Here is a 25860-nt window from a genome sequence, read left to right as displayed (position 1 = left end):
GGCAGCTGCGGGGTGCTCATGGCACCACTTCCCCGGCGATGCGCGGGGCACCCCTGGCGCGGGTCCGTGACGGACGATGTGCCCCGGTGGGCACCGGAGGCGTGGCACTCGGGCGTGGCCGCAGGCGCGGCGACGGTCAGCGCAGTCGCAGTGTGCCGGGCGCGGTCCGCTCCTCGATGATCTCCACCAGCTGGTCGAAGAGCGTCGGACCGTGGCCGGCCAGTGCCTCGCCCAGATTCCGCTGGAGAGCCGGCCGGTTGGTGGGGTGTGCCCGGCCGAGCAGTTGGCGCACGTGACGTGCGGTCTCCTCGTGGCCCAGGGCGCGTGCGGACCTTTCGTGGTCGCGCCATTCGATGACGAAGTCGCCGTCGTCCGGTGTCCCCATGCCGCCGCTCAGACAGTCCGCGAAGGCGTCGAGGTTGCGGCCGAAGTAGCCACCGGGACCGTTCACCGCCTCGCCGATCACCTGCCAGAACCGTTCCAGTCCGGTGACTTCGGAGCCGTCGATCACATAGGTCACGGTCATGGGCGCAGCGTACAAGGCACCGCCGTCTCGTCGGTCCGGTGATCCGCGCCGCAGGTGGGGGGCTACGGCGCGGACCGGTCCGGAGGGTGCTGCCGGTGGAGCCTCAGCAGCCGTGGTCGACGAGGTCGAACGTGACGTAGTGGTCGGCGGTGTAGTAGTCCTCCTGGCTCTGCTCACCCGTGACGATGCGTCGCGCGCCGCGTGTCGGCGAGCCCGGAGTGATCACCGTGTACTCGTGGTAGTAGCCGGTGCTCCGGCTGGGCAGCACGCCTTCCCGGTTCTGGAAGACGATGCCGTCCTGCGAGTAGGGGAAGGGGCCGCCCGCCTCGATGAGATCGAGGGTGTCGTGTGCCTGGGACGGCAGGTCCGAGTAGCAGATGCTGCCGACCGATGTGGCGGCGGCAGTGGCGGACGCCGTGATCGGGCCGCCGACGAAGAGGACGGACAGGAGGGCGGCGACACCGCCGAGCGTTGTGATCCGTGGGGGGATTCGCATGTCCACCATGATGACGCGCGTAGACATGTCCTCGTCAACGCCAACTCGTGTGAATTTTTTGGAAGTTAACCGGAGCGACGGGAATGTGTCGGCCGTGTTTCCGAGGTCGTGAAGGCTGCCCCGTCCCCATATGTGCTTATTGATGAGTCGACGAGCGTGACAGCTCGCGTGCGGGGCATGCATCCCGGGAAGGTGTTCGACGAGAAGGGGGTGATTCACTGTGCACGCGGGGGAAACGATGGAGCGTCAGCAGCTGATTCGAATGCACCGCAGACTGGCTCATACCGATCTGGCGGACATCTCCGAAGTGCGCTGTGCGCTGCGGGAATTCCTACGATACCGATGGCGCGAGGAGTCGGCCGAAGTGGCGGAGCTCCTGCTGAGTGAACTGGTGACGAACGCTCTGGTCCATACGCGGCACGGCGCGGTCGTCACGGTGACCGTGGCGCCGGCGACCCTGCGGGTCGAGGTGCGGGATTTCGTATCCGGACTGCCCATGTCGTGCGTACCGAACGCCGACGACGGTACGCACGGCAGGGGGCTGATCCTGCTGCAGAGCCTTGCGGACGCGTGGGGCGTGAAGGCGCACGCGTTGGGCAAGGTGGTGTGGTTCGAACTGGACGGCGGAAGGCCCTGAGGGGCCTGGGAGTCCGGACGAGCCGGATGCCAGGATGGGGCCTTCCGCCTTGACCTGCACGGACGTTGACCGTCCGGGTACCGCGGAGCAGGGTCTCGATCAGCCGAACTGCTGCTCCAGGTCCTTGAGTTTCCGCTCCAGCGAGTCGAGCCGGGGCAGGGCCTGGATGTCGTCCTCGGCAGTGAGGTCGACGGTCCTCGGATCACCTGTGCTCCGGTCCGGGGAGCCCTTCGAGCTCGTGCCGTTCACGGCTTGCAGGGATGGTCTGGGTCGCAGAGGCAGCTGTCCCGGCTCCGGTATGGCGGGTTCCACGACGGACTGTGCGGAGCCCGCCGCCGGGGCGATGGCGGGTACGTCGACCTGGGCACCGCCCCGGCCGGCCCGGCCCCAGGCTCGGTTCTGCCGGTTCAGGGCCTTGATGTGGGCCCGGTCCAGCTTCTCCTGGTCCCTCCTGCGGAGACGGTTCTGCTCCTTCTCCCGCCGGTCCTCGCGTACCTCGTCGACCGCCTCGTCCAGCGTGCGTACGCCCTCCAGCAGCATCAACGACCAGGCGCCGAAGGTCTCCCGGGGTGCGCGCAGCCACCGTACGATGCGGATCTGCGGCAGCGGACGGGGCACCAGACCCTGTTCGCGCAGCGCGGCCCGGCGGGTCTGCTTCAGTGCCCGGTCGAAGAGCACCGCCGCGGACAGCGACATCCCCGCGAAGAAGTGCGGGGCGCCCGCGTGGTCCATACCGCGCGGTGCGTGCACCCAGTTGAACCAGGCGGCCGCACCCGCGAACGTCCACACCAGCAGTCGCGAGCCGAGCGCCGCGTCACCGTGGCTGGCCTCGCGCACGGCGAGCACGGAGCAGAACATCGCCGCCCCGTCGAGGCCGAACGGGACGAGGTACTCCCAGCCCCCGGAGAGGCTGAGGTTCTGCCGGCCGAAGCCGACCAGTCCATGGAAGGAGAGCGCGGCGGCGACTGCCGCGCAGCAGAACAGCAGCACGTACGAGGCGGTGGCGTAGAGCGCCTCCTTGCGCCTGCGCCGGTCCTCGCTGCGTTCCCAGCTGTCGTCGGCCGCGGATTTGTCAGCGGCGCGCTTGCCGCGCGCGACCATCGCCACCGCCGCCATGACCCCCACGAGCAGGACTGCGCCCGGAAGTAGCCAGTTCAGCGATATGTCGGTCAGTCTCATGCGCGGTCCCTTGCATCGCGTTAGGGGTTTCGGGCGCCATGGTGGCGGAAATCCCTTCGGGCTCAGGGGGTTTCGGGACAAGAGAATGCCATTGGGGTGGCGGGGCGTACGGATGGGCCGAAACTCATCGAACGACCGTCTGTGGCAGTCGAGTTGTGTTCGAATTTCGCCAGCCGCGCGGGCGGTACGGATCAGGCGGGCGTCAGCTTCCGTACCCGGTCGGTGTCGCACGTGCGCGGGCAGGTGACGCAGGTGTCCTCGGGCCGCAGCGTGTAGAAGAGGCAGCAGCTGGCCCGGTCACGGGTGGGCAGCGACTCCCCGTTCGGCCCGGTCAGTTCACGGAAGCCCGCCGTGCCGACATACGGCTTGGTGGTGCCCGGCAGGAGCTCCTCCAGCTCGGTCATCGCCTGCCGCTCCTCGCCGAGCAGATGGGCGATGTACCAGAGACCCTCGACGATCTCGTCCGTCGCCATGCCCCACAGGGCCCGCTTGCCGCGGCGCATCCGGGGGCCGAAGCCGTCGAGCACCGGACCGATGTGTTCGGCCACCGCGGCCAGCACCTCGGCCCGCAGTGCCGCCTCGTCCGCCACCACTCTGGCCCCCGGCAGCGCGGCCGCCGGATCGTCCGGCAGGCAGGCGAACTCCCGTACCCGCACGGTCAGATGACCCAGGGCCCGCTGGAACGCCACGTCCTCGACAGGGATCCGTGGCACCCGCCGGTGCAGGAACCACGGCACTGTCACCAGCAGACATGCGGGCCAGGCGTAGCGGTGCAGGCCGAAGCTGGCGACCACATCGGGCCGGGCCTGCTTCCCGTGGTCCCGCAGCACCTGCGCGTTGTCCCAGGCGAGAAAGGTGTCCAGGGCGGCGCCGCCGGCCGCGAGCTCGTGTGCCCCCACCCAGCCGACGCCCGACGGAGTCGGCTCGTCGTCCCCGAGAACCTCGGCACGCAGCCCGGGGAAGACCTCGGTCAGACGGGTGTACGCGTCCGACACGGCGGACGTCGTTGTGCCGGGAAGCAGGGTGGGCAGGGTCATGCAGGGACCACCGAATCGCGATCGTTTGCAGGTTAGCCTTACCTTACCCGAAGAGATCGATGTTTGAACTGCGCCCTCCTCCGCCTATCGTGCACAGGAGGCATGGCGCAGGCGGGCCGGCCCGGAGCAGGCCGAGGAGGTAGGAGTGGAGCAGGGCAGAGCGCATCAGCAGATGCGTCCGCCGTACACGTCCACCGCATCCGCGGCCGCCCGGTCGGACGCGGCCCCCGACCGGGTGCCCGGGCAGGCGCGCGCTCAGCGGGCGCGGGACGAGCAGCCACCCGGTGTGCAGTCACCCGGTGAACAGCCGCGCGGCGAGCAGGCCCGCGGGGAGCACACCCACTGCGAGTCGCCCGTGCCCCGCGTCGTGGTGCAGCGGCACTCCGTACGCGGGCAGATCCTGGACGCACTGCGCGCCGCCCTCGTCGACGGTGAGCTGCTGCCGGGTCAGGTCTACTCCGCCCCGGTGCTCGGCGCCCGCTTCGGTGTCTCGGCGACACCGGTCCGTGAGGCGATGCAGCAGCTCGCCATCGAGGGTGCCGTGGAGGTCGTCCCGAACCGGGGCTTCCGGGTCGCCGAGCGCGGCCCGCACGAGCTGGCCGAGCTGGCCGAGGTGCGCGCCCTGATCGAGGTCCCCGTCATGCTGCGGCTGGCCCGCACCGTGGACCGGGCCCGGTGGACCGCCCTGCGCCCGCTGGCCGATGCCACGGTCGCGGCCGCCGCGGTGGGCGACCGGGCGAGCTACGCGGAGTCCGACCGGGCCTTCCACCGAGCGGTCCTCGCGCTCTCCGGCAACCAGCAACTCGTGATGGTCGCCGACGATCTGCACCGCCGCTCCCAGTGGCCCTTGGGGCACAACCCGGCCACCCGCCGGGCCGACCTTCTCGCCGACGCCGTGGAACACACCGCGCTGCTCGACGCGCTGATCGCCGAGGATCTGCCCGTCGTGCAGTCACTGGTGCGCGAGCACTTCACCGGCGCGGACCGCTGACCTCCCTCCCCCGGGCTGCCGCCGCCTCCACGGACCGCTGTGGCTACTCTGTGCCTCTCATCACATGATCGTTTTCGAGGGGGCGGGATGATACGGAACCGAGGGCCTTGGCCGGTGTCCGCGCTGCTGGTGGCGCTGGCGCTGGCAGCAGCGGGCTGCTCCGAGTCCGGCAGGTCCACCGGGACGCCCACTCCCGCGACGCCGTCGCCGAGCGCGAGCCCCACCCGTACACCTGCGGATTCCGCCGCGCCTTCGCCGACGCACTCCGCGACCCCGTCCGCCTCCGCTGCGGTCGCCGTCTCGGTGCCGCCGACGAGGAAGCCCGCACCGCCGAAATCCCCCGTCACGCCGCCCCGGCGCGACAGCAGCGGACAGAACGGGAAGCCCGCCGCCGCGGTACCGCAGAACCCGAACCGCGGCCCGACCCCGCCGCCCGCTCCACCGCGTCCGACGCCGACCCCCGAGTGGAGCGACGCGGGCCGGCAGCCCGGCGATCCGGTCGAGGACCGCGCCTGACGGCCCTCCGCGGCGGGCCCGTGCTCAGTTCGCCTCGGCCGTCTTCGGGGCGGGCGGGTCGAGGTGCGGGGCCAGCCAGGTAGGGACGCCGCCCAGGAGGCGGAAGAGGCGGCCCGCCTCGGCGCGCAGCCGCGCAGCCGCCTCCGGTTCCGGTTCGGTATCCGCCAGGGCGATCAGGGCCGGGGCCGTACCGACCAGATAGCCCAGCTCCTCCCTTATCCGCAGCGATTCGGCGAACCCGTGCCGGGCCTCGGCCAGTTCGCCCTCGCGCAGCGAGAGCAGCGCGAGATGGCGCCAGGTGGAGGAGAGCAACAGTTGATCGCCCTGGGCCACGGCGCCGGCGTGCGCCCTGCGGTACGCGGCGCGGGCGGCCTGCGGCGAGTCGGCGATGTTCTGTGCGATCAGGCCCCGGCGGAAGTCGAGCAGCGGGCGCGCCGGGGCGGCGGGGGAGAGCAGGGCCGCGGACCGGCTCAGTGCGACACGGGCCTCGTCGGCCCGGTCCCGTACCCCGAGAAGTGTCGACGCATACGCCAGGTGACCCCGTTCACAAGCCGCGGCCCCGCGCTCGGCGTCGTCGTGGGCGAGGGCCTCGGCGGTGCGCAGGGCGTCCTCGGCGTCGGTCCAGCCCTGGCCGGTGTACAGGCACCGTTCGATCAGCAGCGCCGTCCGCTGGAGCGCCGCGGCCGGATCGGTGGCGGCGTCGTGGTCGAGCAGAGCAGCGGCATCCGTCCAGCAGGCGCGTGACCGCAGCCGCCATACCGCTGTCTGGAGCGGCGGATCGTCATCTGCTGTCGTTCCGGAACCAGACATGGCGGTATACGCCACATTGCCCTCCCCGAGCGCGCCATTGAGCTGTTGAGTCTGGCGGCATCTCAGCACGGAATGGCACGCCGGGCCAAGGGGTCAGGTGAATGAATTCACAATCGGTCGCTCGCGGGGAGGGCTGTGGTAGGTCCGCCGAGTCAGCTCATACGCAGGGCCAGGAAGAAATCGAGCTTGTCCTCCAGGCGGGAAAGGTCACGCCCCGTCAACTGCTCGATTCGCCCGACCCGGTAGCGCAATGTGTTGACGTGCAGGTGCAGCCGGGCCGCGCAGCGGGTCCACGAACCGTCGCAGTCCAGGAACGCTTCCAGCGTCGGGATGAGTTCGGCGCGGTGGCGCCGGTCGTAGTCGCGCAGCGGGTCGAGCAGCCGTGCGGTGAACGCACGGCGCACATCGTCGGGGACGAACGGCAGCAGCAGGACGTGCGAGGCCAGCTCGTGGTGGCCGGCCGCGCAGACCCGGCCCGGACGGGCCGCCGCCACCCGGCGGGCGTGCCGGGCCTCCTCCAGGGCGCCGCGGAGCCCCTCGGGGGAGTGCACGGCGGCGCTGACACCCAGTGTCAGGCGGCCGTCGTCGGCGAGGCCCGCGGAGAGCGGTTCGCGAACGGCGGCGAGCAGTGCGTCGGCGTGCAGCGCCGGGTCGTCCTTGGCCGTCGCCGCACCGCCTGCGTCGCCGACCTCCGCCAGGTCCGTGGCGTCGGCGGGCGAAGCGGCGCGGGCGGGCAGCGGTACGAGGGCGATGGCCTCGTCGCCGGTGTGCGCGACCGCGATCCGGTCGGCGGAGTCGGGGCCGGTGACCGCCGGGTCGACGAGGATCTCCTCCAGCAGCGCCTGGGCAACCGGGCCGCCCGCGATGCCGGCTGTGAGCGGACCGCCCGTGGGGCCCGGCGCGCCCTCCGCGCCCCAGTCGACGCGGGCCACCACGACCTGCCAGTGCGGGGCGGTACCCAGGCCGGGCAGCAGGACCGGGGCGGCCACCCGCAGCCTGGCCGCGATCTCGGCGGGCGCGGCGCCCGTCTGGACCAGTTCGAGGACTTCCTGGGCGAGCCTGCGGCGTACCGTACGGGCCGCGTCGCGCCGGTCCCGTTCGACCGCGATCAGCTGGGTGACGCCCTGGAGCAGGTCCAGCCGGGCGGCCGGCCAGTCGCTCGCGTCGGCCTCGACGGCGAGCAGCCAGTCGGAGAGCACCGACTCGCGGACGTCGCGGGAGGCGGGAGCAGCGCCCCGGCCGGTGTTGCGGATCGGGAACAGCGAATACGTGACGCCGTCGACCGTGGCCTGGTGCGGACTCCGCCGGCCGGTGCGGGTGGCGGCCAGATGGTGGCCCGCCAGCGTCGCGCCCACCGGTCCGGGCACCGGCGCACCGGCGCCCGCGATCTGCCGGCCGGTGGGGGAGAGCACCCAGGCGTGCAGGTCGAGGTCGGAGCCGAGCAGGTCGAGGACCACCTCGGGGCCGCCACCGGCCGGACCCGAGGTCATCAGCCTGCGGTGCCGGTCGACGACCGCCGCCAGATCGCCCGCCCGCTCCCCGGAGACCTGACGCACCACGTACTCGGTGATCGTTGCGAACGCGACGGTCTCGTGGACGGCGAAGAGCGGCAGGTGATGGCGCTCGCACGCCTCGATCAGATCGCCCGGGATCTCGCCGAGCTCCGCCTCGCCCGCCGCGAGTCCGGCGACCCCGGCGCCCGCGAGGATCCGTACGAACGGCTCCGAGTCCGTCGCGTCCCGGCGCCAGGCCAGGCCGGTCAGGACCAGTTCGCCGCCGGCCAGGTAGCGGCTCGGGTCCCGCAGGTCGGTGGTCATGACGCCGCGGACGGACCGGTCGAGTTCGTCCTCTCCGCCGAGCAGCCGCAGGCCCAGCGCATCGGTTTCCAGCAGTGCGCGCAGCCGCATGTCGTTGCCGCCGATCTCTTTCGTTGGGGCGGGTGAAAACTGGGTATTGCGGTGAGGTTACTGAGCCCCGCCATTCGTTCGAATCTACAAGACGAGGACGGAGACCAGCCAACTCCTTCATGGTTTCGGTGACTGCACCGCGTGGAGTCCCGGTTGTGTACTGGGCCACACACCGCGTTAACAGCACATGAACAAGCCAATCGAGGGCCGGCCGTCCCCAGCCCCAGCGAACGACCCGATTGAGAAGAAGAGAGCCACTCATGGACTTCCTTCGCCCCGCCAGCTGGGAGGAGGCGCTCGCCGCCAAGGCCGAGCACCCGACGGCCGTGCCCATCGCGGGCGGCACCGATGTGATGGTCGAGATCAACTTCGACCACCGGCGGCCCGAGTACCTCCTGGACCTGAACCGCATCGGTGAGCTGTCCGAGTGGGAGGTGGGCCAGGAGAACGTGCGGCTCGGCGCCTCCGTGCCGTACAGCCACATCATGGAGCACCTGCGGGCCGAGCTGCCCGGTCTGGCGCTCGCCTCGCACACCGTCGCATCGCCGCAGATCCGCAATCGCGGCGGCGTCGGCGGCAACCTCGGCACCGCGTCGCCCGCCGGTGACGCGCACCCGGCACTGCTCGCCGCGGGCGCCGAGGTCGAGGCCGAGTCCGTGCGCGGCACCCGGATGATCCCGATCGACGCCTTCTACACCGGCGTCAAGCGCAACGCCCTCGAACCGGACGAGCTGATCCGGGCCGTGCACATCAAGAAGGCCGACGGGCCCCAGCAGTACTCCAAGGTCGGCACCCGCAACGCGATGGTCATCGCCGTCTGTGCCTTCGGCCTGGCCCTGCACCCCGAGACCCGCACGGTCCGTACCGGCATCGGCTCCGCCGCCCCGACACCCGTCCGGGCGAAGGAGGCGGAGGAATTCCTGAACGCCGCGCTCGAAGAGGGCGGGTTCTGGGACAGCCGCACGATCATCACGCCGTCCATCGCCGCGCAGTTCGCCACGCTCGCCGCCGGCGCCTGCAACCCGATCGACGATGTGCGCGGCACCGCGAGCTACCGCAGGCACGCGGTGGGAATCATGGCCCGCCGCACCCTCGGCTGGACCTGGGAGTCGTACCGCGGCAACGGCCGCAGCACCGAAGGAGCTGCCTGATCATGCGCGTCAATTTCACGGTCAACGGCCGTAGGCACGAGGCCGACGACGTCTGGGAGGGCGAGTCCCTCCTCTACGTGCTGCGCGAGCGGATGGGCCTGCCCGGTTCCAAGAACGCCTGCGAGCAGGGCGAGTGCGGCTCCTGCACGGTCCGCCTCGACGGCGTCCCGGTGTGCTCCTGCCTGGTCGCCGCAGGCCAGGTGGAGGGCCGCGAGGTCGTCACCGTGGAGGGCCTCGCCGACTTCGCCGCCCACCGGTCCGAGGCACACCCCGGCAGTGGCTGCGCCTCCGGCGCCTGCGGCACCTCGCTCGACCAGGCCCGCCGGTGGGAGGCCAAGCCGGCCGCCGAACAGTTCCGGAACACCGGCGAACTCTCCCCGATCCAGCAGGCGTTCATCGACGCCGGTGCCGTCCAGTGCGGCTTCTGCACCCCCGGCCTGCTGGTCGCCGCCGACGAGCTGCTGGAACGCAATCCGGAGCCGTCCGACGCGGACATCCGCGAGGCGCTCTCCGGCAACCTCTGCCGTTGCACCGGCTACGAGAAGATCCTCGACGCGGTCCGCCTCGCGGCCGCCCGCGCGGAAGAGACGGTGTGACGATGGGCGTTACCGGCTCCCCCACGAACATCCACCAGGGCACCCGCACCAAGGGCGGCATCGGCGAGTCCACGCTCCGCCCCGACGGCATCCTGAAGGTCACCGGCGAGTTCGCGTACTCCTCGGACATGTGGCACGAGGACATGCTCTGGGGCCACACGCTGCGCTCCACGGTGGCGCACGCCGAGATCGTCTCGATCGACGTCTCCGAGGCGCTCGCCACCCCCGGCGTCCACGCCGTACTCACCTACGACGACCTGCCGACCTCGGTGAAGAACTACGGCCTGGAGATCCAGGACACCCCCGTCCTCGCCCACGGCAAGGTCCGTCACCACGGCGAACCGGTGGCGCTCGTCGCCGCCGACCACCCGGAGACGGCCCGCCGCGCCGCCGCGAAGATCAGGATCGACTACCGCGAGCTGCCCGTCATCACCGACGAGGCTTCCGCCACCGCCCCCGACGCGATCCTCATCCATGAGGGACGCAACGACCACCACGCCGGGCACGTCCCGCACCCGAACATCGTCCACCGCCAGCCCATCGTCCGCGGCGACGCGGACGCGGCAGCGGCCCGCGCCGATGTCATTGTCAGCGGCGAGTACGTCTTCGGCATGCAGGACCAGGCCTTCCTCGGTCCCGAGTCCGGCCTGGCGGTCCCCGCCGAGGACGGCGGCGTCGATCTGTACGTCGCCACGCAGTGGCTGCACTCGGACCTCCGCCAGATCGCCCCCGTGCTCGGCCTGCCCGAGGACAAGGTCCGCATGACGCTCTCCGGCGTCGGCGGCGCCTTCGGCGGCCGCGAGGACCTGTCGATGCAGATCCACGCCTGCCTGCTGGCGCTCCGTACCGGCAAGCCGGTCAAGATCGTCTATAACCGGTTCGAGTCCTTCTTCGGACACGTCCACCGTCACCCCGCGAAGCTCTGGTACGAGCACGGCGCCACCCGCGACGGCAAGCTCACCCACATGAAGTGCCGCATCGTGCTGGACGGCGGCGCCTACGCTTCGGCCTCCCCGGCCGTCGTCGGCAACGCCTCCTCGCTCTCCGTCGGCCCGTACGTCATCGACGACGTCGACATCGAAGCGATCGCGCTCTACACCAACAACCCGCCGTGCGGCGCCATGCGCGGCTTCGGCGCGGTCCAGGCGTGCTTCGCCTACGAGGCGCAGATGGACAAGCTCGCCGCCGAACTGGGTATGGACCCCGTCGAGTTCAGGCAGCTCAACGCCATGGAGCAGGGCTCCCTCCTGCCGACCGGGCAGGTCGTCGACTCGCCCGCCCCGGTCGCCGAGCTGTTGCGCCGGGTCAAGGCCCGGCCGCTGCCGCCCGAGCGCCAGTGGGAGGTCGCCGGCGAGGAGGCCGACGTGCGGGCCCTGCCCGGCGGTCTGTCCAACACCACCCACGGCGAAGGCGTCGTACGAGGCATCGGCTACGCGGTCGGCCTCAAGAACGTCGGCTTCTCCGAGGGCTTCGACGACTACTCCACCGCCCGGGTCCGGATGGAGGTCGTCGGCGGTGTACCGGTCGCCACCGTGCACACGGCGATGGCGGAGGTCGGGCAGGGCGGCGTCACCGTCCACGCCCAGATCGCCCGCACCGAGCTGGGCGTCGCCCAGGTCACCATCCAACCGGCCGACACCCGGGTCGGCTCGGCCGGATCCACCTCCGCCTCCCGGCAGACATACGTCACCGGCGGCGCCGTGAAGCACTCCTGCGAGGCCGTCCGCGAGAAGGTCCTGGAGATCGGCCGCCGCAAATTCGGTACGTACCACCCCGCCTGGGCCACCGCCGATCTGCTCCTCGAAGGCGGCAAGGTCGTCACCGACGGCGGCGAGGTGCTGGCCGATCTGGTCGACGTACTGGAGGACGAGGCGGTCGACATCGAGCTGGAGTGGCGCCACCGGCCCACCGAGGCGTTCGACCTGCGCACCGGACAGGGCAACGGCCACGTCCAGTACTCCTTCGCCGCGCACCGCGCAGTCGTCGAGGTCGACACCGAGCTCGGCCTGGTCAAGGTCATCGAACTGGCCTGTGCCCAGGACGTCGGCAAGGCGCTCAACCCGCTGTCCGTCGTCGGCCAGATCCAGGGCGGCACCACCCAGGGACTGGGTGTCGCGGTCATGGAGGAGATCATCGTCGACCCGAAGACCGCGAAGGTGCTCAACCCGTCCTTCACGGACTATCTGATCCCCACCATCCTCGACACGCCGACCATCCCGGTCGATGTGCTCGAACTCGCCGACGACCACGCCCCGTACGGGCTCCGTGGCATCGGTGAGGCCCCGACCCTGTCGTCGACCCCGGCCGTCCTCGCGGCGATCCGGAACGCGACGGGCCTGGAGCTGAACAGGACGCCGGTGCGCCCCGAGCACCTCACCGGCACCTGAGAGCCTGTCGGGTGACCTCTGACCGGGCGGCCAGGCCCTGGCGCGCACGCTTCCGGCATTGCCGAAATACCCTAGTAGCTCCGCTACGAGGACATCTCGGCGCCTTGGAATCGCACGCACCATGCCGCGTCCGCTTTCCGATCGAAGGTCACCCGACAGGCTCTGAGAGCGGCTCCCGCCGAACTCTCCGGGCGGTGCGTGCCTGCCGGGAACGTCACACTTCCGCCGCCGGCACCGCCCGGAGACCCGGGGTACCGCACCGCTCGCGGTCCTCGGCACCACCCAGCAGTATCCGCAGTACCGCTGTGCCGGAAACACCCGCACCACCGAGCAGTACCCGCACATCCACTCTGCATGAACAGTTCGTCTCGGGCCGTCCCCCGGGTCGTGCAGCCAAGCAGTCATCCCAAATCCCGCATTCCGAATCTCCATCGCGGGTGTCCCTGTGAACCTTGGGAGTCAGGCATCATGACCCAGCAGTCAGTGGAGCCCAGGACCATCGCGGAGGAGGCGGGCCCCGGCTCGCGCATCCCCGCCGGCAGATCCTGGCTCGACCGGTACTTTCACATATCCGAGCGTGGATCCACCGTCGCGCGCGAAGTGCGCGGCGGCGTCACGACCTTCATGGCCATGGCGTACATCCTGCTGCTCAATCCGCTCATCCTCGGCGGCAAGGACGTCGAAGGACATCTGCTCAGCCAGCCGGGACTGATCACCGCCACCGCGCTCGCCGCGGCCGCGACCACCCTGCTGATGGGCTTCGTCGGCAAGGTGCCCCTGGCGCTCGCCGCCGGTCTCAGCGTCTCCGGCGTTCTCTCGTCGCAGGTCGCCCCCGCCATGACCTGGCCCCAGGCCATGGGCATGTGCGTGATGTACGGCCTGGTGATCTGCCTCCTGGTGGTCACCGGCCTGCGCGAGCTGATCATGAACGCGATCCCGCTCCCGCTGAAGCACGGCATCACCATGGGCATCGGGCTCTTCATCGCCCTGATCGGTCTGTACAAGGCGGGGTTCGTCGGCAAGGGCTCGCCGACCGGACCGCCCGTCACCCTCGGCATCAACGGCGAGCTCGCCGGCTGGCCCGTCCTGATCTTCTGCGTCACCCTCCTGATGATCTTCATGCTGCAGGCCCGCGCCGTCCCCGGCGCGATCCTGATCGGCATCGTCGTGGGCACCGTGATCGCGGTCGTCGTCCACAAGGCGGCCGGTCTCGACGCCAAGGCATGGAACATGTCGCCGCCGGAACTGGGCGGCAGCGCGGTCTCCGCCCCGGACTTCTCCCTCTTCGGGAAGGTCGAATTCGGCGGCTGGGGCGACGTCGGCGCGATGACCGTCGGCTTCATCGTCTTCACCCTGGTGCTGGCCGGCTTCTTCGACGCGATGGCCACCATCATCGGTGTCGGTACGGAGGCCGAGCTGGCCGACGACAAGGGCCGGATGCCGGGCCTGTCCAAGGCGCTGTTCATCGACGGCGCGGGCGGTGCGATCGGCGGTGTCGCGGGCGGCTCCGGCCAGACCGTGTTCGTCGAGTCGGCGACCGGCGTCGGCGAAGGCGCACGGACCGGTCTCGCCTCCGTGGTCACCGGCCTGTTCTTCGCGGCCTGCCTCTTCTTCACCCCGCTCACCGCGATCGTGCCGCCCCAGGTAGCCTCCGCGGCCCTGGTCGTCATCGGGGCGATGATGATGCAGAACGCCAAGCACGTCGACTGGAGCGACCGCGCGATCGCCGTCCCGGTCTTCCTGACCGTCGTGCTGATGCCGTTCACGTACAGCATCACCCCGGGTGTTGCCGCCGGTGTGATCTCCTATGTCGCGATCAAGGTGGCACAGGGCAAGATCCGTGAGATCGGCGGTTTCATGTGGGTGCTGACGGTCACCTTCGTCGTCTACTTCGCACTGCATCCGATCGAGAGCTGGCTGGGTGTCAACTGACACCCGCCCCTGAACACCACGCTTAAGGAGACACGCCATGCTGGACATCGCCGAAGAGCTCCACCGGTGGGTCAAGCAGGGACGCGAATTCGCCGTCGCCACCGTCGTGGAGGTCGGTGGGAGCGCGCCCCGGCAGCCGGGGGCCGCCCTCGCCGTCGACCGCGACGGCACGGCGATCGGATCGGTCTCCGGCGGGTGTGTGGAGGGCGCGGTGTACGAGCTGTGCCAACAGGCCCTTGACGACGGCACCACCGTACGGGAGCGGTTCGGCTACAGCGACGAGGACGCCTTCGCCGTGGGTCTGACCTGCGGCGGTGTCATCGACATCCTGGTGACACCGGTCCGTGCGGACGACCCCGCACGCCCGGTGTTCGCCGCCGCGCTCGCCGCCGCGGTGGCAGGGGAGGCGGCGGCGGTCGTACGGATCACGGACGGGCCTGCCGAACTCCTCGGCAGCCCCCTCCTCGTCCATCCCGACGGTTCGTACGAGGGCGGGCTCGGCGGACATCCGGAGCTGGACCGCACGGCGGCGGCCGAGGCCCGCGCGATGCTGGACGTGGGCCGGACCGGCCCTCTCACGATCGGCGCCGAGGGATCGCGCTGCGGCCGGCCGCTCGGGCTGCTCGTCGAGTCGAGCGTCCCACCGCCCAGGTTGATCGTCTTCGGGGCCATCGACTTCGCCGCCGCCCTGGTCCGGGTCGGCAAATTCCTCGGGTACCACGTCACCGTGTGCGACGCCCGGCCGGTCTTCGCGACCGAGGCCCGCTTCCCGGACGCCGACGAGGTGGTCGTCGACTGGCCGCACCGCTATCTGGCGGCCACCGCAGTGGATGCGCGCACGGCCCTGTGCGTGCTGACCCACGACGCGAAATTCGACGTCCCGCTGCTGGAGACGGCGTTGAAGCTGCCGGTCGCGTACGTCGGGGCGATGGGCTCGCGCCGCACCCATCTGGAGCGCAACGAGCGGCTCCGCGAGGTCGGCGTCACCGAACTCGAACTGGCCGGGCTGCACTCGCCGATCGGTCTCGATCTCGGCGCACGCACCCCGGAGGAGACCGCCCTGTCGATCGCCGCCGAGATCGTCGCCGAGCGGCGCGGCGGCAGCGGAGTCCCGCTCACCGGCGCGCACACCCCGATCCATCACGAAAGCGGGCAGCCGGTGGCCGGACGGATCTCCTCGGTGGCCTGACCGGCTCCCGGACTGCGACACGGAATCCGGCGACCGGGCGTGCGGGCTCACCGGAACGCGGCGCGACGCCGCCGAGTGGGCATGAGCCGTCGCGGGTGAAACCGGCTGAATCAGGTGTAGTTGAGGGGGTGTCCGCCGGAACTCCCGAAAGGGCGGAATGCCGCCACGGCGGCATCCCGCCTGCCATGGGCGCAGACGGGGGTGCGAATTTGCCGCTAGATCAACCCCATGACATTCACCCCCTCCTCCGCTTCCGGCCGGGCGAGACCCGCGCGTGCGGGACGCAGGGCCCTGCTCATAGCGACCTCCGTCGCTCTTGTGAGTGGCGCCCTGCTGCCCGCGGCAGGTGTCGCCTCGGCGGCGCAGGCCGCCCCCGAGGCCACCGGACACTCCCGGACCCCGATCCATCAGTACGACATCACCCTGCTCACGGGCGACGTCGTCCACTACGCGGACGGCGTCGGCAAGCAGGACACCGTCACGGTGGACCGGCCCGACGGTGCGGTCGGTGGTGTGCATGTGCAGCAGGCGGGAGACGACGTCTACGTCCTGCCCGACGAGGCGACCCCCTTGCTGGCAGCCGGAAAGCTGGACCGCCGGCTGTTCAATGTCACGGCCCTCGCCAAGATGGGCTACGACGACAAGCGGACCGGTGGCATCCCGCTGATCGCCACCTACTCGGCGGGCCGGTCCCGTTCGCTGCCCGTCACCCCCAGTGGTGCCAAGACGGTCCGCCTGCTCGACAGCATCCACGGAGCCGCGCTGAAGGCCGACAAGGACACCGCCCGTTCCTTCTGGAAGGACATCGCGCGTCCGTCCAAAGCCCGTTCGCTGGACGACGGCATCGCCAAGCTGTGGCTCGACGGCCGCGCGAAGGCCACGCTCAAGGACTCCGTGCCGCAGATCAATGCCCCGCAGGCGTGGGCCGAGGGATATGACGGCAAGGGCACCAAGGTCGCCGTTCTCGACACCGGCATCGACCCGACCCACCCGGACGTCAAGGACCGCATTCTCGAGTCCAAGAGCTTCGTTCCCGGTGAGGAGGTCCTCGACAAGAACGGCCACGGCACGCACGTCGCCTCCACCATCGCGGGCTCCGGTGCCGCGTCGGACGGCGTCAACAAGGGGGTCGCCCCGGGCGCGGACCTGATCATCGGCAAGGTCCTCGGCAACGGGGGCTCCGGCGAGGACTCCGGGATCATCGCCGCGATGGAGTGGGCGAAGGCCGAGGGCGCTGACGTCGTCTCCATGAGCCTCGGCTCCAGCATCCCGGACGACGGCAACGACCCGATGTCGCAGGCGGTCGACGCCCTCTCGGCGGACGGCGGTCCGCTGTACGTGATCGCCGCCGGCAACGCGTACGGCGCAGGAACCATCGGTTCGCCCGGCTCGGCGGAGAAGGCGCTCACCGTCGCGGCCGTCGACAAGCAGGACGGCCGCGCGGACTTCTCCTCAATGGGGCCCCTGGTCAGGTCGTTCGGCCTGAAGCCCGACCTGTCCGCCCCCGGCGTCGACATCAACGCCGCCGCCTCGCAGGCGGTCCCCGGCATCAGCGGCATGTACCAGCAGATGTCCGGTACGTCGATGGCGACCCCGCACGTCGCGGGCGCCGCAGCGATCCTGAAGCAGCGTCACCCCGACTGGTCCGGTCAGCGCATCAAGGGCGCGCTGATGACCTCGTCGAAGCAGCTGCCCGACTACACGCCGTACGAGCAGGGCACCGGCCGGCTCGACGTGAAGGCGGCAATCGACACGACGATCGAGGCCACCGGCTCCGTCGCCGTCGCTTCGTACGACTGGCCGCACAGCGCGTCCGACCCGGTCGCCGAGCGGAAGATCACGTACCGCAACACCGGTACGCAGGACGTCACCCTGGACCTGGCCACCGACACGGACTCGGCCGCGTACACGCTCTCCATGTCGGAGCTGACCGTCCCGGCGGGTTCCACCGCCGACGTCTTGCTCACCGTGGACCCGGCGAAGGTACCCGTCGATACGCAGTTCTCCGGCCAGGTCATCGCCAGGAACACGGCCGGCGCTACGGTCGCTCACACCGGCTTCGCCGTGCACAAGGAGCGGGAACTCTACGACCTCACGCTCCGACTCCGTGATCGTGAGAGCAAGCCGATGGACGGCTACGTCGTCTTTGCCAAGCTCGGCGACCAGTATCTGGACGTCGTCCAGGTGTCGGGAGACACCACGTTGCGTCTGCCGCCGGGCACCTACGCCGCCTGGGCCTCCGTCGACATCGCCGGTGACCGCGCAGACTCGAAGGCCGTCGCCTTCCTGGCGGCCCCCGAGACGATCCTCGACAAGCCCATGACGGTCACCCTCGACGCCTCCAAGGCCCGCAAGGTCAGCGTGAAGACGCCGAAGGCGACCGAGACCCGCCAGCTGCGCTATGACATGGCACGCACCGCGCCGGACGGCACCGTCCAGCGCGACGCATTCCAGATTCCGGTCATGTACGACCAGCTGTGGGTGAGCCCGACCAAGAAGGTCACCCAGGGAAGCTTCAGCTTCTTGACCCGCTGGCGTCAGGGCGAGAAGCAGATCGATCTGTCGGCCGACGGCCATGATGTCCCGGTGACCGCGCAGGGCGGTTCCCTCGTCGCCGAGGACAGCAGCCAGAAGCTGACCGGTGTCTTCGCGGGCAACGGTGCCGCGGCCGACTACCAGGGCCTGAACGTCAAGGGCAAGGCCGTCGTGATCCGCCGCAGCGACGCGGTCGCCCCCGCAGACCGGATCGCCAATGCGGTCGCCGCGGGTGCCAAGGCGCTGTTCGTCGTCAATGACGGTCGCGGTGTGCTGATGGAGTGGTACGCCGCATACGGATCCACAGCTGCCATCCCGGTTGCCTCGGTCCAGCGCCTCGCGGGCGAAACGCTGATCAAGGCTGCCCAGCGTGGCAGGCAGCTGACGATCGATCAGCAGCGGTTCGCGAGCTATCTGTATGACCTGGTCGACCGCCACGACGGCGCCGTCCCGGACCGCGATCTGGCCTTCGCCCCGTCGACGCCTCAGCTGGCGAAGGTGGAGAACACCTTCTACGGCCAGCGGGAGGCGCTCGGCGCCGGCTACCGCTACGACGTCCCGGACTACGGCACGGGTATCGGTTTCGAGGAGTACGAGAAGTTCCCCGGTACCCGCACCGAATGGGTCACCCCGCTGCCCGGCGGGTCGCACTGGTCCGAGAACCACTCGGTCTTCGACGCCACCGCAACGAACACCTCCTACGAGATGCGGAGCGGCGAGCTGGACTACACGGCCGGCCGCACCTACGCCGACGACTGGTTCGCACCGGTCAGCCACCCGCGGCTCGGTACCGGCTACTGGGGTCCGGCCCGCAGCATCTACAACGGCATGCAGTTCAACATGACTCCGTGGACGGACTCCGGAAAGGGCCACTCCGGCTCGATGCCCGACATGGAGTACGACACCGGCACCATCGCCCTTTACCAGAGCGACACGCTGATCCTGAAATCTCCCGGACGTGACGCGTACGCACAGGATGTGTCGCCGGAGAAGCTCCCGTACCGCCTGGTGCTCGATGCCTCTCGTGACGCGGAGAACTGGAAGACGTCCACCCGCACGCACACCGAGTGGAACTTCGTCTCGGGCGCGCTGGACGAGAACGGTCCCTGGCAGGTGAACATCCCGATGCTGCAGCTGGACTACGACGTCGACACCGACCTCGCCGGGGACGTCAAGTCCGGCCGGTGGACCGAGATCGGCCTCGCCTCCGGCACGCAGGAGTGGCTGGACGGCGCGGTGAAGGCCAAGAAGGCCTCGCTGTCGGTCAGCTACGACGACGGCAGGACCTGGAGTGCTACGGAGTTGCGCAAGACCTCCGAAGGCAACTGGACCGCCCGGTTCAAGACGCCCGAGAAGGCCGGCGGCTTCGTCTCGGTCAAGGCGCACAGCGAGGCCGGAAACGGGCTCGGGATCGACCAGGAGATCATCCGGGCGTTCGGTCTGAAGTGACCTCGGCCGAAGTGGCCTGCTGAGCACGTTGCTCGAGGCGGCTCCGCACTCCCTGCCGGGGAGCGGAGCCGCCTCTTCGCGTTCCGGAGGGACGGTGCGGTGGAGGGTGTTACCTCCTCATGTCGCGCACCACCGGCCCGAGCCGTTCGTCCCACGGGACGGCCGGGCACGCCCGTCCGCGTCCGCCACCGTGTCGAGTGCGGGCAGCGAGAACATCACCGCCGGTCCCGGCTGAAGGCGAACGCCGCGCAGAGCAGCACCGGGGCCGCCGCCGCGAGCGTGAAACACACCGTGAGCGGCAGCCGGCCCACCAGCAGACCGACCGCGGCCGTACCGCCGGAAGACCCTGCATTGAGCGCGGTGTTGACCCAGGCGCCGGCCTGCGTACGGCTGCCCGCGCCGACGGACTCGTCCGCAATCAGATAGGCGGTGGTGATGGCCGGCGCGACGAACAGCCCGGCTGCGGCGACCACGGCCACCAGGACGTACACGTTCGGCGACACCCCCGCCACGACCGAGGAAACCCCGAGGGCCGTGCCAAGTACCGTCAGCCGAAGCCGACTCGGCATGCGCCACGAGACGGCGCCGTACGCCAGACCGCCGACCGCGCTCCCCGCGGAGAGCGCCGCCAGCACCCAGGCCACCGAGGCACCCTGATGACGCTCTTCGGTGAAGGCCACCAGGAGCAGGTCGAGGGCGCCCAGGCACAGTCCCACGCCGGCCGAGACCACGGCGGCGTGACGCAGCCCGACGTTACCGAGCAGCCGTTTCCCGGACGGTCCGGAAGTCGGCAGGGGTGTCGCCCCGGACGGGCGGCCGCCCGTACCGCGCAGCGCCGGGGACGACACCAGCGCCGACGCGCCGACGAGTACGAGAGCGGCGCTGACAGCCACACCGGCCGCCGGCTCGGCGAACCTCACGAGCAGACCCACCAGCAACGGCCCGGTGACGAACAGCAGCTCCTCGGCCACCCCGTCCAGGCTGTAGGCGCGCTGCAGCAGTTCCCGGTCGGGTACGAGGCTGCTCCACACGGTCCGCATCACGGGCCCGAGCGGTGGGGTGCAGGCACCGGCCGCGACGGCCAGCGCCCCCAGCCGGAGCCCCGAGACGCCGGGCTGCCAGGTGGCATACGCCAGAGCGGAGAGGAGCAGTGCGTAGGCGGCCCCCATGGGCGGCAGCGCGCGGCGTGGCCCGTACCGGTCGATCAGCGCGGCACGGACGGGTGAGAGGAAGACACTGGTCGCGCCGAACAGCGCCATGACGGCGCCCGCCACGGAGTACGAGCCGGTGGCATCCTTGACCGCCAGCATCAGGGCGAGGGAGACCATCCCGTACGAGAGCCGTCCCAGCAGTGCGGCGCCGAAGGTGCGGCAGGCATGACGGGTGCGCAGGACGGTTGCGTACGAGGGAGCGTGCGAAGGCGAAAGCATGAGGACTGTTCCTCGGGAAGGCAGCGCGGAGTCACGCGCTGTGCGTGTACAGGGACGCCGGAGTGCCGCACCCGGTGTTGCAGGGTGCGGTCGGTGCGGGGTCCTAGGCACGGGGGAGGAACATGCGTGCAACGTAGCAGGCGACCGGTCGGTGCGGACACCCCGCAGAAGGTGTCTGCCGGTGCCCTCAAACGGCCGGTCCGCCCACCGACTTGTCCAGGATCTCCTCGGCGGTCCGCCACAGCCGGGGCAGGAACCGGTCCACGTCCTCGGCGCGGCGGAGAAGATCGTCCGTGGACGTGATGCCGAGATCGGCGACCGCCGCCCGGAAGGCCGGGGTGCGCGCGGCGTGCAGCTCCGGGGCGTCGGCGGCCAGGATGGTGTGACAGCGGGCGAACGTGGCGACGATCCAGAAGACCGCCTCGCGGTGGTCGCCCCGGTCGATGAGCGACCGGCTCCCGTCGATGGCGATCGGCCGTGCCTGCACGGTGATGTCGCTGCTGAAGAGGAACGGCGTCCTGGCCACCCGGGCGGTGGTGTCGAAGGTGTTGGCCAGCTCGTCCAGATGGTGCCGTACGACGGGGGCGGGGATCCGTGCGCAGCCCAGGAGTTCCAGCAGCTCGGGGTAGAGATGGTCGTGCCCGTACGCGGTGAGAACCTCGCGGGCCGCGACGTAGCGCAGGCGCACGGTGGGGTTGCGCAGCGCGGCGACCAGCAGGACGTGGGTGGTCACTCCGGTCGGGAACAGCCAGCCGGTCACCTGCTCGTGGAACGGTGCGGAGGAGTCGAACGCGGCGAGGCGGGATTCGACGCGGTGGCGGGCGTCCTCGCACCGGCGGCGGACCCAGGCGGGTTCGGCGAACCGGCGCGAGACGTCCGCGTGCAGGGCGCGCAGCCGGCCGGTCGGATCGTCGATGATCGTGTCCCTGCGGAAGCTCCCGGCCAGGTGGTACGAGGAGAGGACGGCGTCCGCCGAGGAGAGCTCGGCCCACGGCAGATGGCTGACCTCCAGGAGCGTGTCGCGGAAGCGGAGCTTGCCGGGCTTGGCCGGAGGACTGTCCTCGGCCCTGACGACCACGATGTCGACGTCGGAGGACGGTGACAGCTCGGCGTCGCCCGGCAGGCCGACCGTCGAACCACTGAAGTACGCACCACGGAACCCGGGATCGGTCCGGGCGTGCTCGGCGACCCACTGGGTTGCGGCGGATCGGGCGGCTCCGACTCTCACAACGGCTCTCCTCGGTGACATCCCGTGGCCCACACATGTCTGCGGTCGTCTCCAGTGTCCTCCGGGTCCTGCGAGGGTGAGCGGTCGAGTGTCCGGGCGGGCCGCGGCGGGCTATGCGCCGGCGCGCCGGGCGGAGGGCTGCCGGGCCGCAGCCGTTGTGCGGGAGCAGAGTCAGGTGCCCAACAGAAGAGATGTGTAGGACACCTGACGGTCCATCCGATGGCTTGCCGAGACGGCCTCCGGCGCACCATCGCGTCGTGGCCGCCGTTCAGCGGCTGCGTTCCGGCATGCAGGGTCAGCGTCCCGCGTGCAGCGCTGCCCACGTGTTGCTGCTCACGATCCCGGTGACCGCCAGCCCCTGGCGGGTCTGGTAGGTGCGAACCGCCGTCGCCGTGACGGGACCGAAGGTCCCGACGGCGTCCACGGTCGTGCCGAGCGCCGCGGTCAGCGACCGCTGGAGCCGCTTCACATCGGCGCCCGAGTCGCCCTGCCGCAGCGTCGGCGTGGAGCCGGCCGACAGCAGCGCGGTCCAGGTCTTCGGGCCGACGATGCCCCCCGCGGGCAGCCCGTGGGTCGTCTGGTACGCCTTCACCGCGCTCAACGTGGCCGCGCCGAAGCTCCCGTCCGCGGCGCCCGCGGCGAAGCCCTGCGTGTTCAGCAACTGCTGCACCGCCGTGACCTGGGCGCCCGACGCTCCGCTCTGCAGGAGCGGGTACGAGGCGAACCCCAGCCCGTCGCTGCTGCCGCTGGTGCTGCTCCCGCTGCTCCCGTTGCTGTTGCTCCCGCCGTTCCCGCCCCCGCTGTTGCCCTCGACGAAGCCCATGTAGCGGTTCCAGTCCCAGTACCGTCCCGGGTCGGTGTGGTCGGTGCCCGGCACCTCGCTGTGCCCGATGATGTGGGCCCGGTCCTTCGGGATCCCGTACTTGTCGCACAGCGCCCTGGTCAGCGCGGCCGAGGCGCGGTACATCGTGTCCGTGAACCAGGACGGGTCGTCGATGTACCCCTCGTGCTCGATGCCGAGCGCCGATGCGTTGGCCTCCTTCGCGTGGAACGCGGTGTCGCTGTCGCGCACCGTCTGGGTGATCTGCCCGTCGGAGGAGCGGACCACGTAATGGGCGCTCACCTCGGCCGTCGGGTCCTGGAACCACTTGATGGAGCCCGCGTACGAGCCCTGCGTGACATGGATGATCACTTTGTCGATCTTTGCCGTCCGGCCGACGGTGAAGTTGTGCGAGTCGGCCGGGACCCACAGTGCCGACGGGTAAGGGGTGATCGGGCCGCGTCCGGCGGTGGCGGAGAGGGTGCCCTTCTCCGGCGCGACGGGGCGTGCGGTGACCGAGATCCGCTCGCCACCGGGGACGGCGGCGGCGAACCCGTGTGCCAGGAATGCGTAGACGGTGTCGGCGTAGCGGGCGGCGGCGCGGCCGGTCGTGCCGCTGAACTGCGCGACGGCCGGGTACCAGGCGTCGATGTCGTCGCGTTCGCCGCCGTCCAGGCCCAGCCGGTCCGCGTAGGAACGCAGCACGGCCGCACCGCCCAGGATGTTGGCCGCGGTGTCCCGCCGCAGCCGGGACAGCGGCTCGCCGGTGATGGCGGCAGCCTTCTCCAGCGACCGGTTCGCGGGGTTGCTCGCCAGGTGCATCACGCCGTACCCGTTTGCCTGACTGGGTTGCCCGGTGTGGCCGTCGAGATGGGTCTCGCCGTAGCCGACGGCGGCGAGCAGATCACGCGGTACGTCGAACCTTCCGGCCGCCTGCACGAACGCCTGGTTCATGGTGTGTCGGCCGTCGGCGGGTGTCGCCGGAAGGTGTGCGGCCGTGGCGGCGGCGGCCGGTGTGCCGGTCGCGCTGAGTGCGGTGACGGCGAGGGCCGCGAGGACGGATGCGCGACGCCCGGTGTGGGCTGCGGCTCGTCTGGGCATACCTGCTCCTGCTCTGTGGGGGGAGAGAAGAACGAACGGCCCCCGGACCCTAGTGGGGTGGGCCGGGGGCCACAAAGCCCGCCCAAGGTATTCATGTGTCCAGGGCATGACAATGATCTTCAGGCGTGTCGAACTCCCTTTCACTCCAATGGGGTTGGCCGACAGATCGGGGCCCTTCCGCGCGGAACTGTGGATTCGTACACCTGGACGGTCAACCACCGCACGAGGGACAGCGGACCGGACACCTCACCGCGAAGGCGTATAAAGAGTCCACCCGGAACCGGCCGGCGTCCCCCGATGGCACGTGCACCTCGCGCGGCAGGCGTCACCGTGTACGACAGCGGAGGAGTGCCCCCATGAGCACAGCGGAAGAGATCAGTACCTTGCTGGTGTCGAATTTCGGCACCGATCCCCTGGCGATCGGGCCCGAGGTGCCGCTCCATCAGCTCCGCCTGGACTCACTGGCTCTGGAGGAGTTGCGGCTCCTGATCGAGGACCGGATGGGGGTCGATCTGGACAATGTCCAGCTGACCTCGCGGGACACCTGGGGCCAACTGGTCGAGACGATCCACGGCAAGGTGGCCGCGTGACAACGCGCCCGGCCACCGAGAGCTTGGTGGCCCGTCCGGGCGACGAGAACGTGATGGCCCGGCCGGCCGGCGAGAGCCCGGCGGCCCGTCCGGTAGCCGCGCGTCGGAACCCGCCGCAGCGTTTGGAGCCGTTCAGCGCTGCCGTCACCGGAATCGGTCTGGTCACCTCCGCCGGCGTCGGCACCGATGCCACCTGGCGCACCGTGTCCGAGGCAGTCACCGCGCCCTCCGTCCTGCGGCGGCCCGAACTCACCGATCTGCCCTGCGACTTCATGTACACGATCACCGGCCTCGACACGAAGGCCGTCCTCGGTGTGGGAACGCACCGGCTGATGGACCGCTTCTCGCAGCTCGCCGTCATCGCGGCCCGCGAAGCCGTCGCCGACGCCGGGCTCGACCCCTCGGTCTGGGACAGCGAACGGGTCGCTGTCGTCATCGGCTCCGCACACGGCGGACTGCCTTTCTACGACGAGCAGCACGCCACCCTCGCCGGGCGCGGTGCGCGCCGGGTCTCCCCGAAGCTCGCCCCGCTGACGGCCGTCAACGGCGCCGCCAGCAGCGTCGCCACGGACCTCGGTGCCCGCGGCCCCAGCCAGGCCGTCTCCACCGCCTGCTCCTCCGGCACCGTCGCGATCGGCACCGCCCACCAGATGCTGCGCACCGGCGCCTGCGACATCGTCATCGCGGGCGGCGCCGAATCGGTCTGCTCCCGGCTGCTGATCGCCAGCGCCTGCCAGCTGAAGGCCGTCTCCACCCGCCGTGACGACCCCGAGGCGGCCTGTCGCCCGTTCGACACCCACCGCGACGGCTTCGTCGTCGGCGAGGGCGCCGGCCTCCTGGTGCTCGAACGCCCGGAGCACGCCCGCGCCCGCGGCGCCACGGTCCGCGCCCGCATCGCCGGATACGGGGCGGCCAGCGACGCGTACTCCGCCGTCGCCCCCGACCCCGAAGGGCTCGGCATCGAACGGGCGCTGCGCACCGCGCTCGCCGACGCCGGGGTCGACGGAGCGGACGTCGGCCATGTCAACGCCCACGGCACCTCGACGGTGGCCAACGACCTCATCGAGGGCACGATGCTCCGCCGGGTCCTCGGCGACCATCCCCTCGTCACCTCGACCAAGGCGATGACCGGACACACCCTCGGTGCCGCGGGCGGCATCGAGACGGCACTGACCGTGCTCGCGCTCCAGTGCCAACTCGTGCCGCCCACGGTCAATCTCGACGCGCCCGACCCGGCGATCCCCATCGACGTGGTCAGCAAGGAGGCCCGACCGGGCGTGTTCGACGTCGCTGTCAAGACCTCGCTCGGCTTCGGCGGCCACAACGCCGCACTCGTCCTCACCAGGGCCTGAT

Annotated in this window: 20 protein-coding genes; 11 read left to right on the top strand and 9 right to left on the bottom strand. The window is 70.8% G+C overall.

What is annotated here, in order from left to right; translation table 11 throughout:
* Window positions 1-136 precede the first annotated feature (136 nt).
* Together ACWCP8_RS12170 and ACWCP8_RS12165 are read right to left on the bottom strand one after the other, a co-directional pair.
* Window positions 137-526: a barstar family protein gene (locus tag ACWCP8_RS12170; RefSeq protein WP_352264944.1), complete on the bottom strand. Its 390-nt coding sequence runs from the start codon at window positions 524-526 to the stop codon at window positions 137-139.
* Between the two features lie 103 nt (window positions 527-629).
* A complete protein-coding gene (locus ACWCP8_RS12165; protein WP_352264946.1) occupies window positions 630-1022 on the bottom strand; it encodes a ribonuclease domain-containing protein in 393 nt (130 codons plus the stop codon).
* A 262-nt stretch (window positions 1023-1284) separates the two neighbouring features.
* Here ACWCP8_RS12165 and ACWCP8_RS12160 point away from each other — a divergent pair, with 262 nt between their 5' ends.
* A complete protein-coding gene (locus tag ACWCP8_RS12160; RefSeq protein ID WP_451115736.1) occupies window positions 1285-1659 on the top strand; it encodes an ATP-binding protein in 375 nt (124 codons plus the stop codon).
* A 99-nt stretch (window positions 1660-1758) separates the two neighbouring features.
* Here the strand turns inward: ACWCP8_RS12160 and ACWCP8_RS12155 are convergent, their stop codons facing one another.
* Both ACWCP8_RS12155 and ACWCP8_RS12150 read right to left on the bottom strand, forming a co-directional pair.
* Entirely contained in the window at window positions 1759-2838 is a 1080-nt protein-coding gene (locus ACWCP8_RS12155; RefSeq protein ID WP_451115734.1) for a DUF2637 domain-containing protein, read from the bottom strand.
* Window positions 2839-3029: 191 nt separating this feature from the next.
* Window positions 3030-3875, bottom strand: a complete 846-nt coding sequence (locus tag ACWCP8_RS12150) for a (2Fe-2S)-binding protein (RefSeq protein ID WP_352264950.1) — start codon at window positions 3873-3875, stop codon at window positions 3030-3032.
* A 145-nt stretch (window positions 3876-4020) separates the two neighbouring features.
* Between ACWCP8_RS12150 and ACWCP8_RS12145 the strand changes: the two genes are divergently transcribed.
* Both ACWCP8_RS12145 and ACWCP8_RS12140 read left to right on the top strand, forming a co-directional pair.
* Entirely contained in the window at window positions 4021-4866 is an 846-nt protein-coding gene (locus tag ACWCP8_RS12145; RefSeq protein ID WP_352264951.1) for a GntR family transcriptional regulator, read from the top strand.
* Between the two features lie 114 nt (window positions 4867-4980).
* Window positions 4981-5382: a hypothetical protein gene (locus tag ACWCP8_RS12140; protein ID WP_451115731.1), complete on the top strand. Its 402-nt coding sequence runs from the start codon at window positions 4981-4983 to the stop codon at window positions 5380-5382.
* A 24-nt stretch (window positions 5383-5406) separates the two neighbouring features.
* Here ACWCP8_RS12140 and ACWCP8_RS12135 read toward each other — a convergent pair whose 3' ends face one another.
* Together ACWCP8_RS12135 and ACWCP8_RS12130 are read right to left on the bottom strand one after the other, a co-directional pair.
* A complete protein-coding gene (locus ACWCP8_RS12135; protein WP_451115729.1) occupies window positions 5407-6192 on the bottom strand; it encodes a hypothetical protein in 786 nt (261 codons plus the stop codon).
* A gap of 152 nt (window positions 6193-6344) precedes the next feature.
* Window positions 6345-8099 (bottom strand): PucR family transcriptional regulator ligand-binding domain-containing protein, encoded by a 1755-nt coding sequence (locus ACWCP8_RS12130; protein WP_352264956.1) that lies wholly within the window; start codon window positions 8097-8099, stop codon window positions 6345-6347.
* Window positions 8100-8359: 260 nt separating this feature from the next.
* On the opposite strand from ACWCP8_RS12130, the gene ACWCP8_RS12125 reads away from it, so the two are divergent.
* The 6 genes from ACWCP8_RS12125 to ACWCP8_RS12100 all read left to right on the top strand — a co-directional run bounded on the left by ACWCP8_RS12125 (window position 8360) and on the right by ACWCP8_RS12100 (window position 19338).
* Window positions 8360-9250, top strand: a complete 891-nt coding sequence (locus tag ACWCP8_RS12125; RefSeq protein ID WP_267000448.1) for an FAD binding domain-containing protein — start codon at window positions 8360-8362, stop codon at window positions 9248-9250.
* Window positions 9251-9252: 2 nt separating this feature from the next.
* Window positions 9253-9846 carry a (2Fe-2S)-binding protein gene (locus tag ACWCP8_RS12120; RefSeq protein WP_451115726.1) on the top strand — a complete coding sequence of 198 codons (594 nt, stop codon included), beginning with the start codon at window positions 9253-9255 and terminating at the stop codon, window positions 9844-9846.
* A 2-nt stretch (window positions 9847-9848) separates the two neighbouring features.
* Window positions 9849-12233, top strand: a complete 2385-nt coding sequence (gene pucD / locus ACWCP8_RS12115) for a xanthine dehydrogenase subunit D (RefSeq protein WP_451115764.1) — start codon at window positions 9849-9851, stop codon at window positions 12231-12233.
* 468 nt (window positions 12234-12701) lie between these two features.
* Window positions 12702-14165: an NCS2 family permease gene (locus ACWCP8_RS12110; protein WP_451115724.1), complete on the top strand. Its 1464-nt coding sequence runs from the start codon at window positions 12702-12704 to the stop codon at window positions 14163-14165.
* Window positions 14166-14202: 37 nt separating this feature from the next.
* Window positions 14203-15354, top strand: a complete 1152-nt coding sequence (locus tag ACWCP8_RS12105) for an XdhC family protein (protein WP_451115722.1) — start codon at window positions 14203-14205, stop codon at window positions 15352-15354.
* Window positions 15355-15582: 228 nt separating this feature from the next.
* The gene (locus ACWCP8_RS12100; protein WP_451115720.1) at window positions 15583-19338 is read left to right on the top strand and encodes a S8 family serine peptidase; all 3756 of its coding nucleotides are present in this window, start codon (window positions 15583-15585) and stop codon (window positions 19336-19338) included.
* A gap of 215 nt (window positions 19339-19553) precedes the next feature.
* Here ACWCP8_RS12100 and ACWCP8_RS12095 read toward each other — a convergent pair whose 3' ends face one another.
* The 3 genes from ACWCP8_RS12095 to ACWCP8_RS12085 form a co-directional block, all read right to left on the bottom strand.
* Window positions 19554-20768: an MFS transporter gene (locus ACWCP8_RS12095; RefSeq protein ID WP_451115718.1), complete on the bottom strand. Its 1215-nt coding sequence runs from the start codon at window positions 20766-20768 to the stop codon at window positions 19554-19556.
* 187 nt (window positions 20769-20955) lie between these two features.
* Window positions 20956-21996 (bottom strand): hypothetical protein, encoded by a 1041-nt coding sequence (locus ACWCP8_RS12090; protein WP_451115716.1) that lies wholly within the window; start codon window positions 21994-21996, stop codon window positions 20956-20958.
* A 295-nt stretch (window positions 21997-22291) separates the two neighbouring features.
* The gene (locus tag ACWCP8_RS12085) at window positions 22292-23917 is read right to left on the bottom strand and encodes an N-acetylmuramoyl-L-alanine amidase (RefSeq protein ID WP_451115714.1); all 1626 of its coding nucleotides are present in this window, start codon (window positions 23915-23917) and stop codon (window positions 22292-22294) included.
* A gap of 356 nt (window positions 23918-24273) precedes the next feature.
* Here ACWCP8_RS12085 and ACWCP8_RS12080 point away from each other — a divergent pair, with 356 nt between their 5' ends.
* Window positions 24274-24507, top strand: coding sequence for an acyl carrier protein (locus ACWCP8_RS12080; protein WP_352264973.1), 234 nt, complete (start codon window positions 24274-24276; stop codon window positions 24505-24507).
* 53 nt (window positions 24508-24560) lie between these two features.
* Window positions 24561-25859 carry a beta-ketoacyl-[acyl-carrier-protein] synthase family protein gene (locus ACWCP8_RS12075; protein WP_451115762.1) on the top strand — a complete coding sequence of 433 codons (1299 nt, stop codon included), beginning with the start codon at window positions 24561-24563 and terminating at the stop codon, window positions 25857-25859.
* Window position 25860 lies beyond the last annotated feature (1 nt).

This window comes from Streptomyces sp. NPDC002206, assembly GCF_053593595.1.
This window is presented reverse-complemented; position numbering and strand designations above follow the sequence as displayed.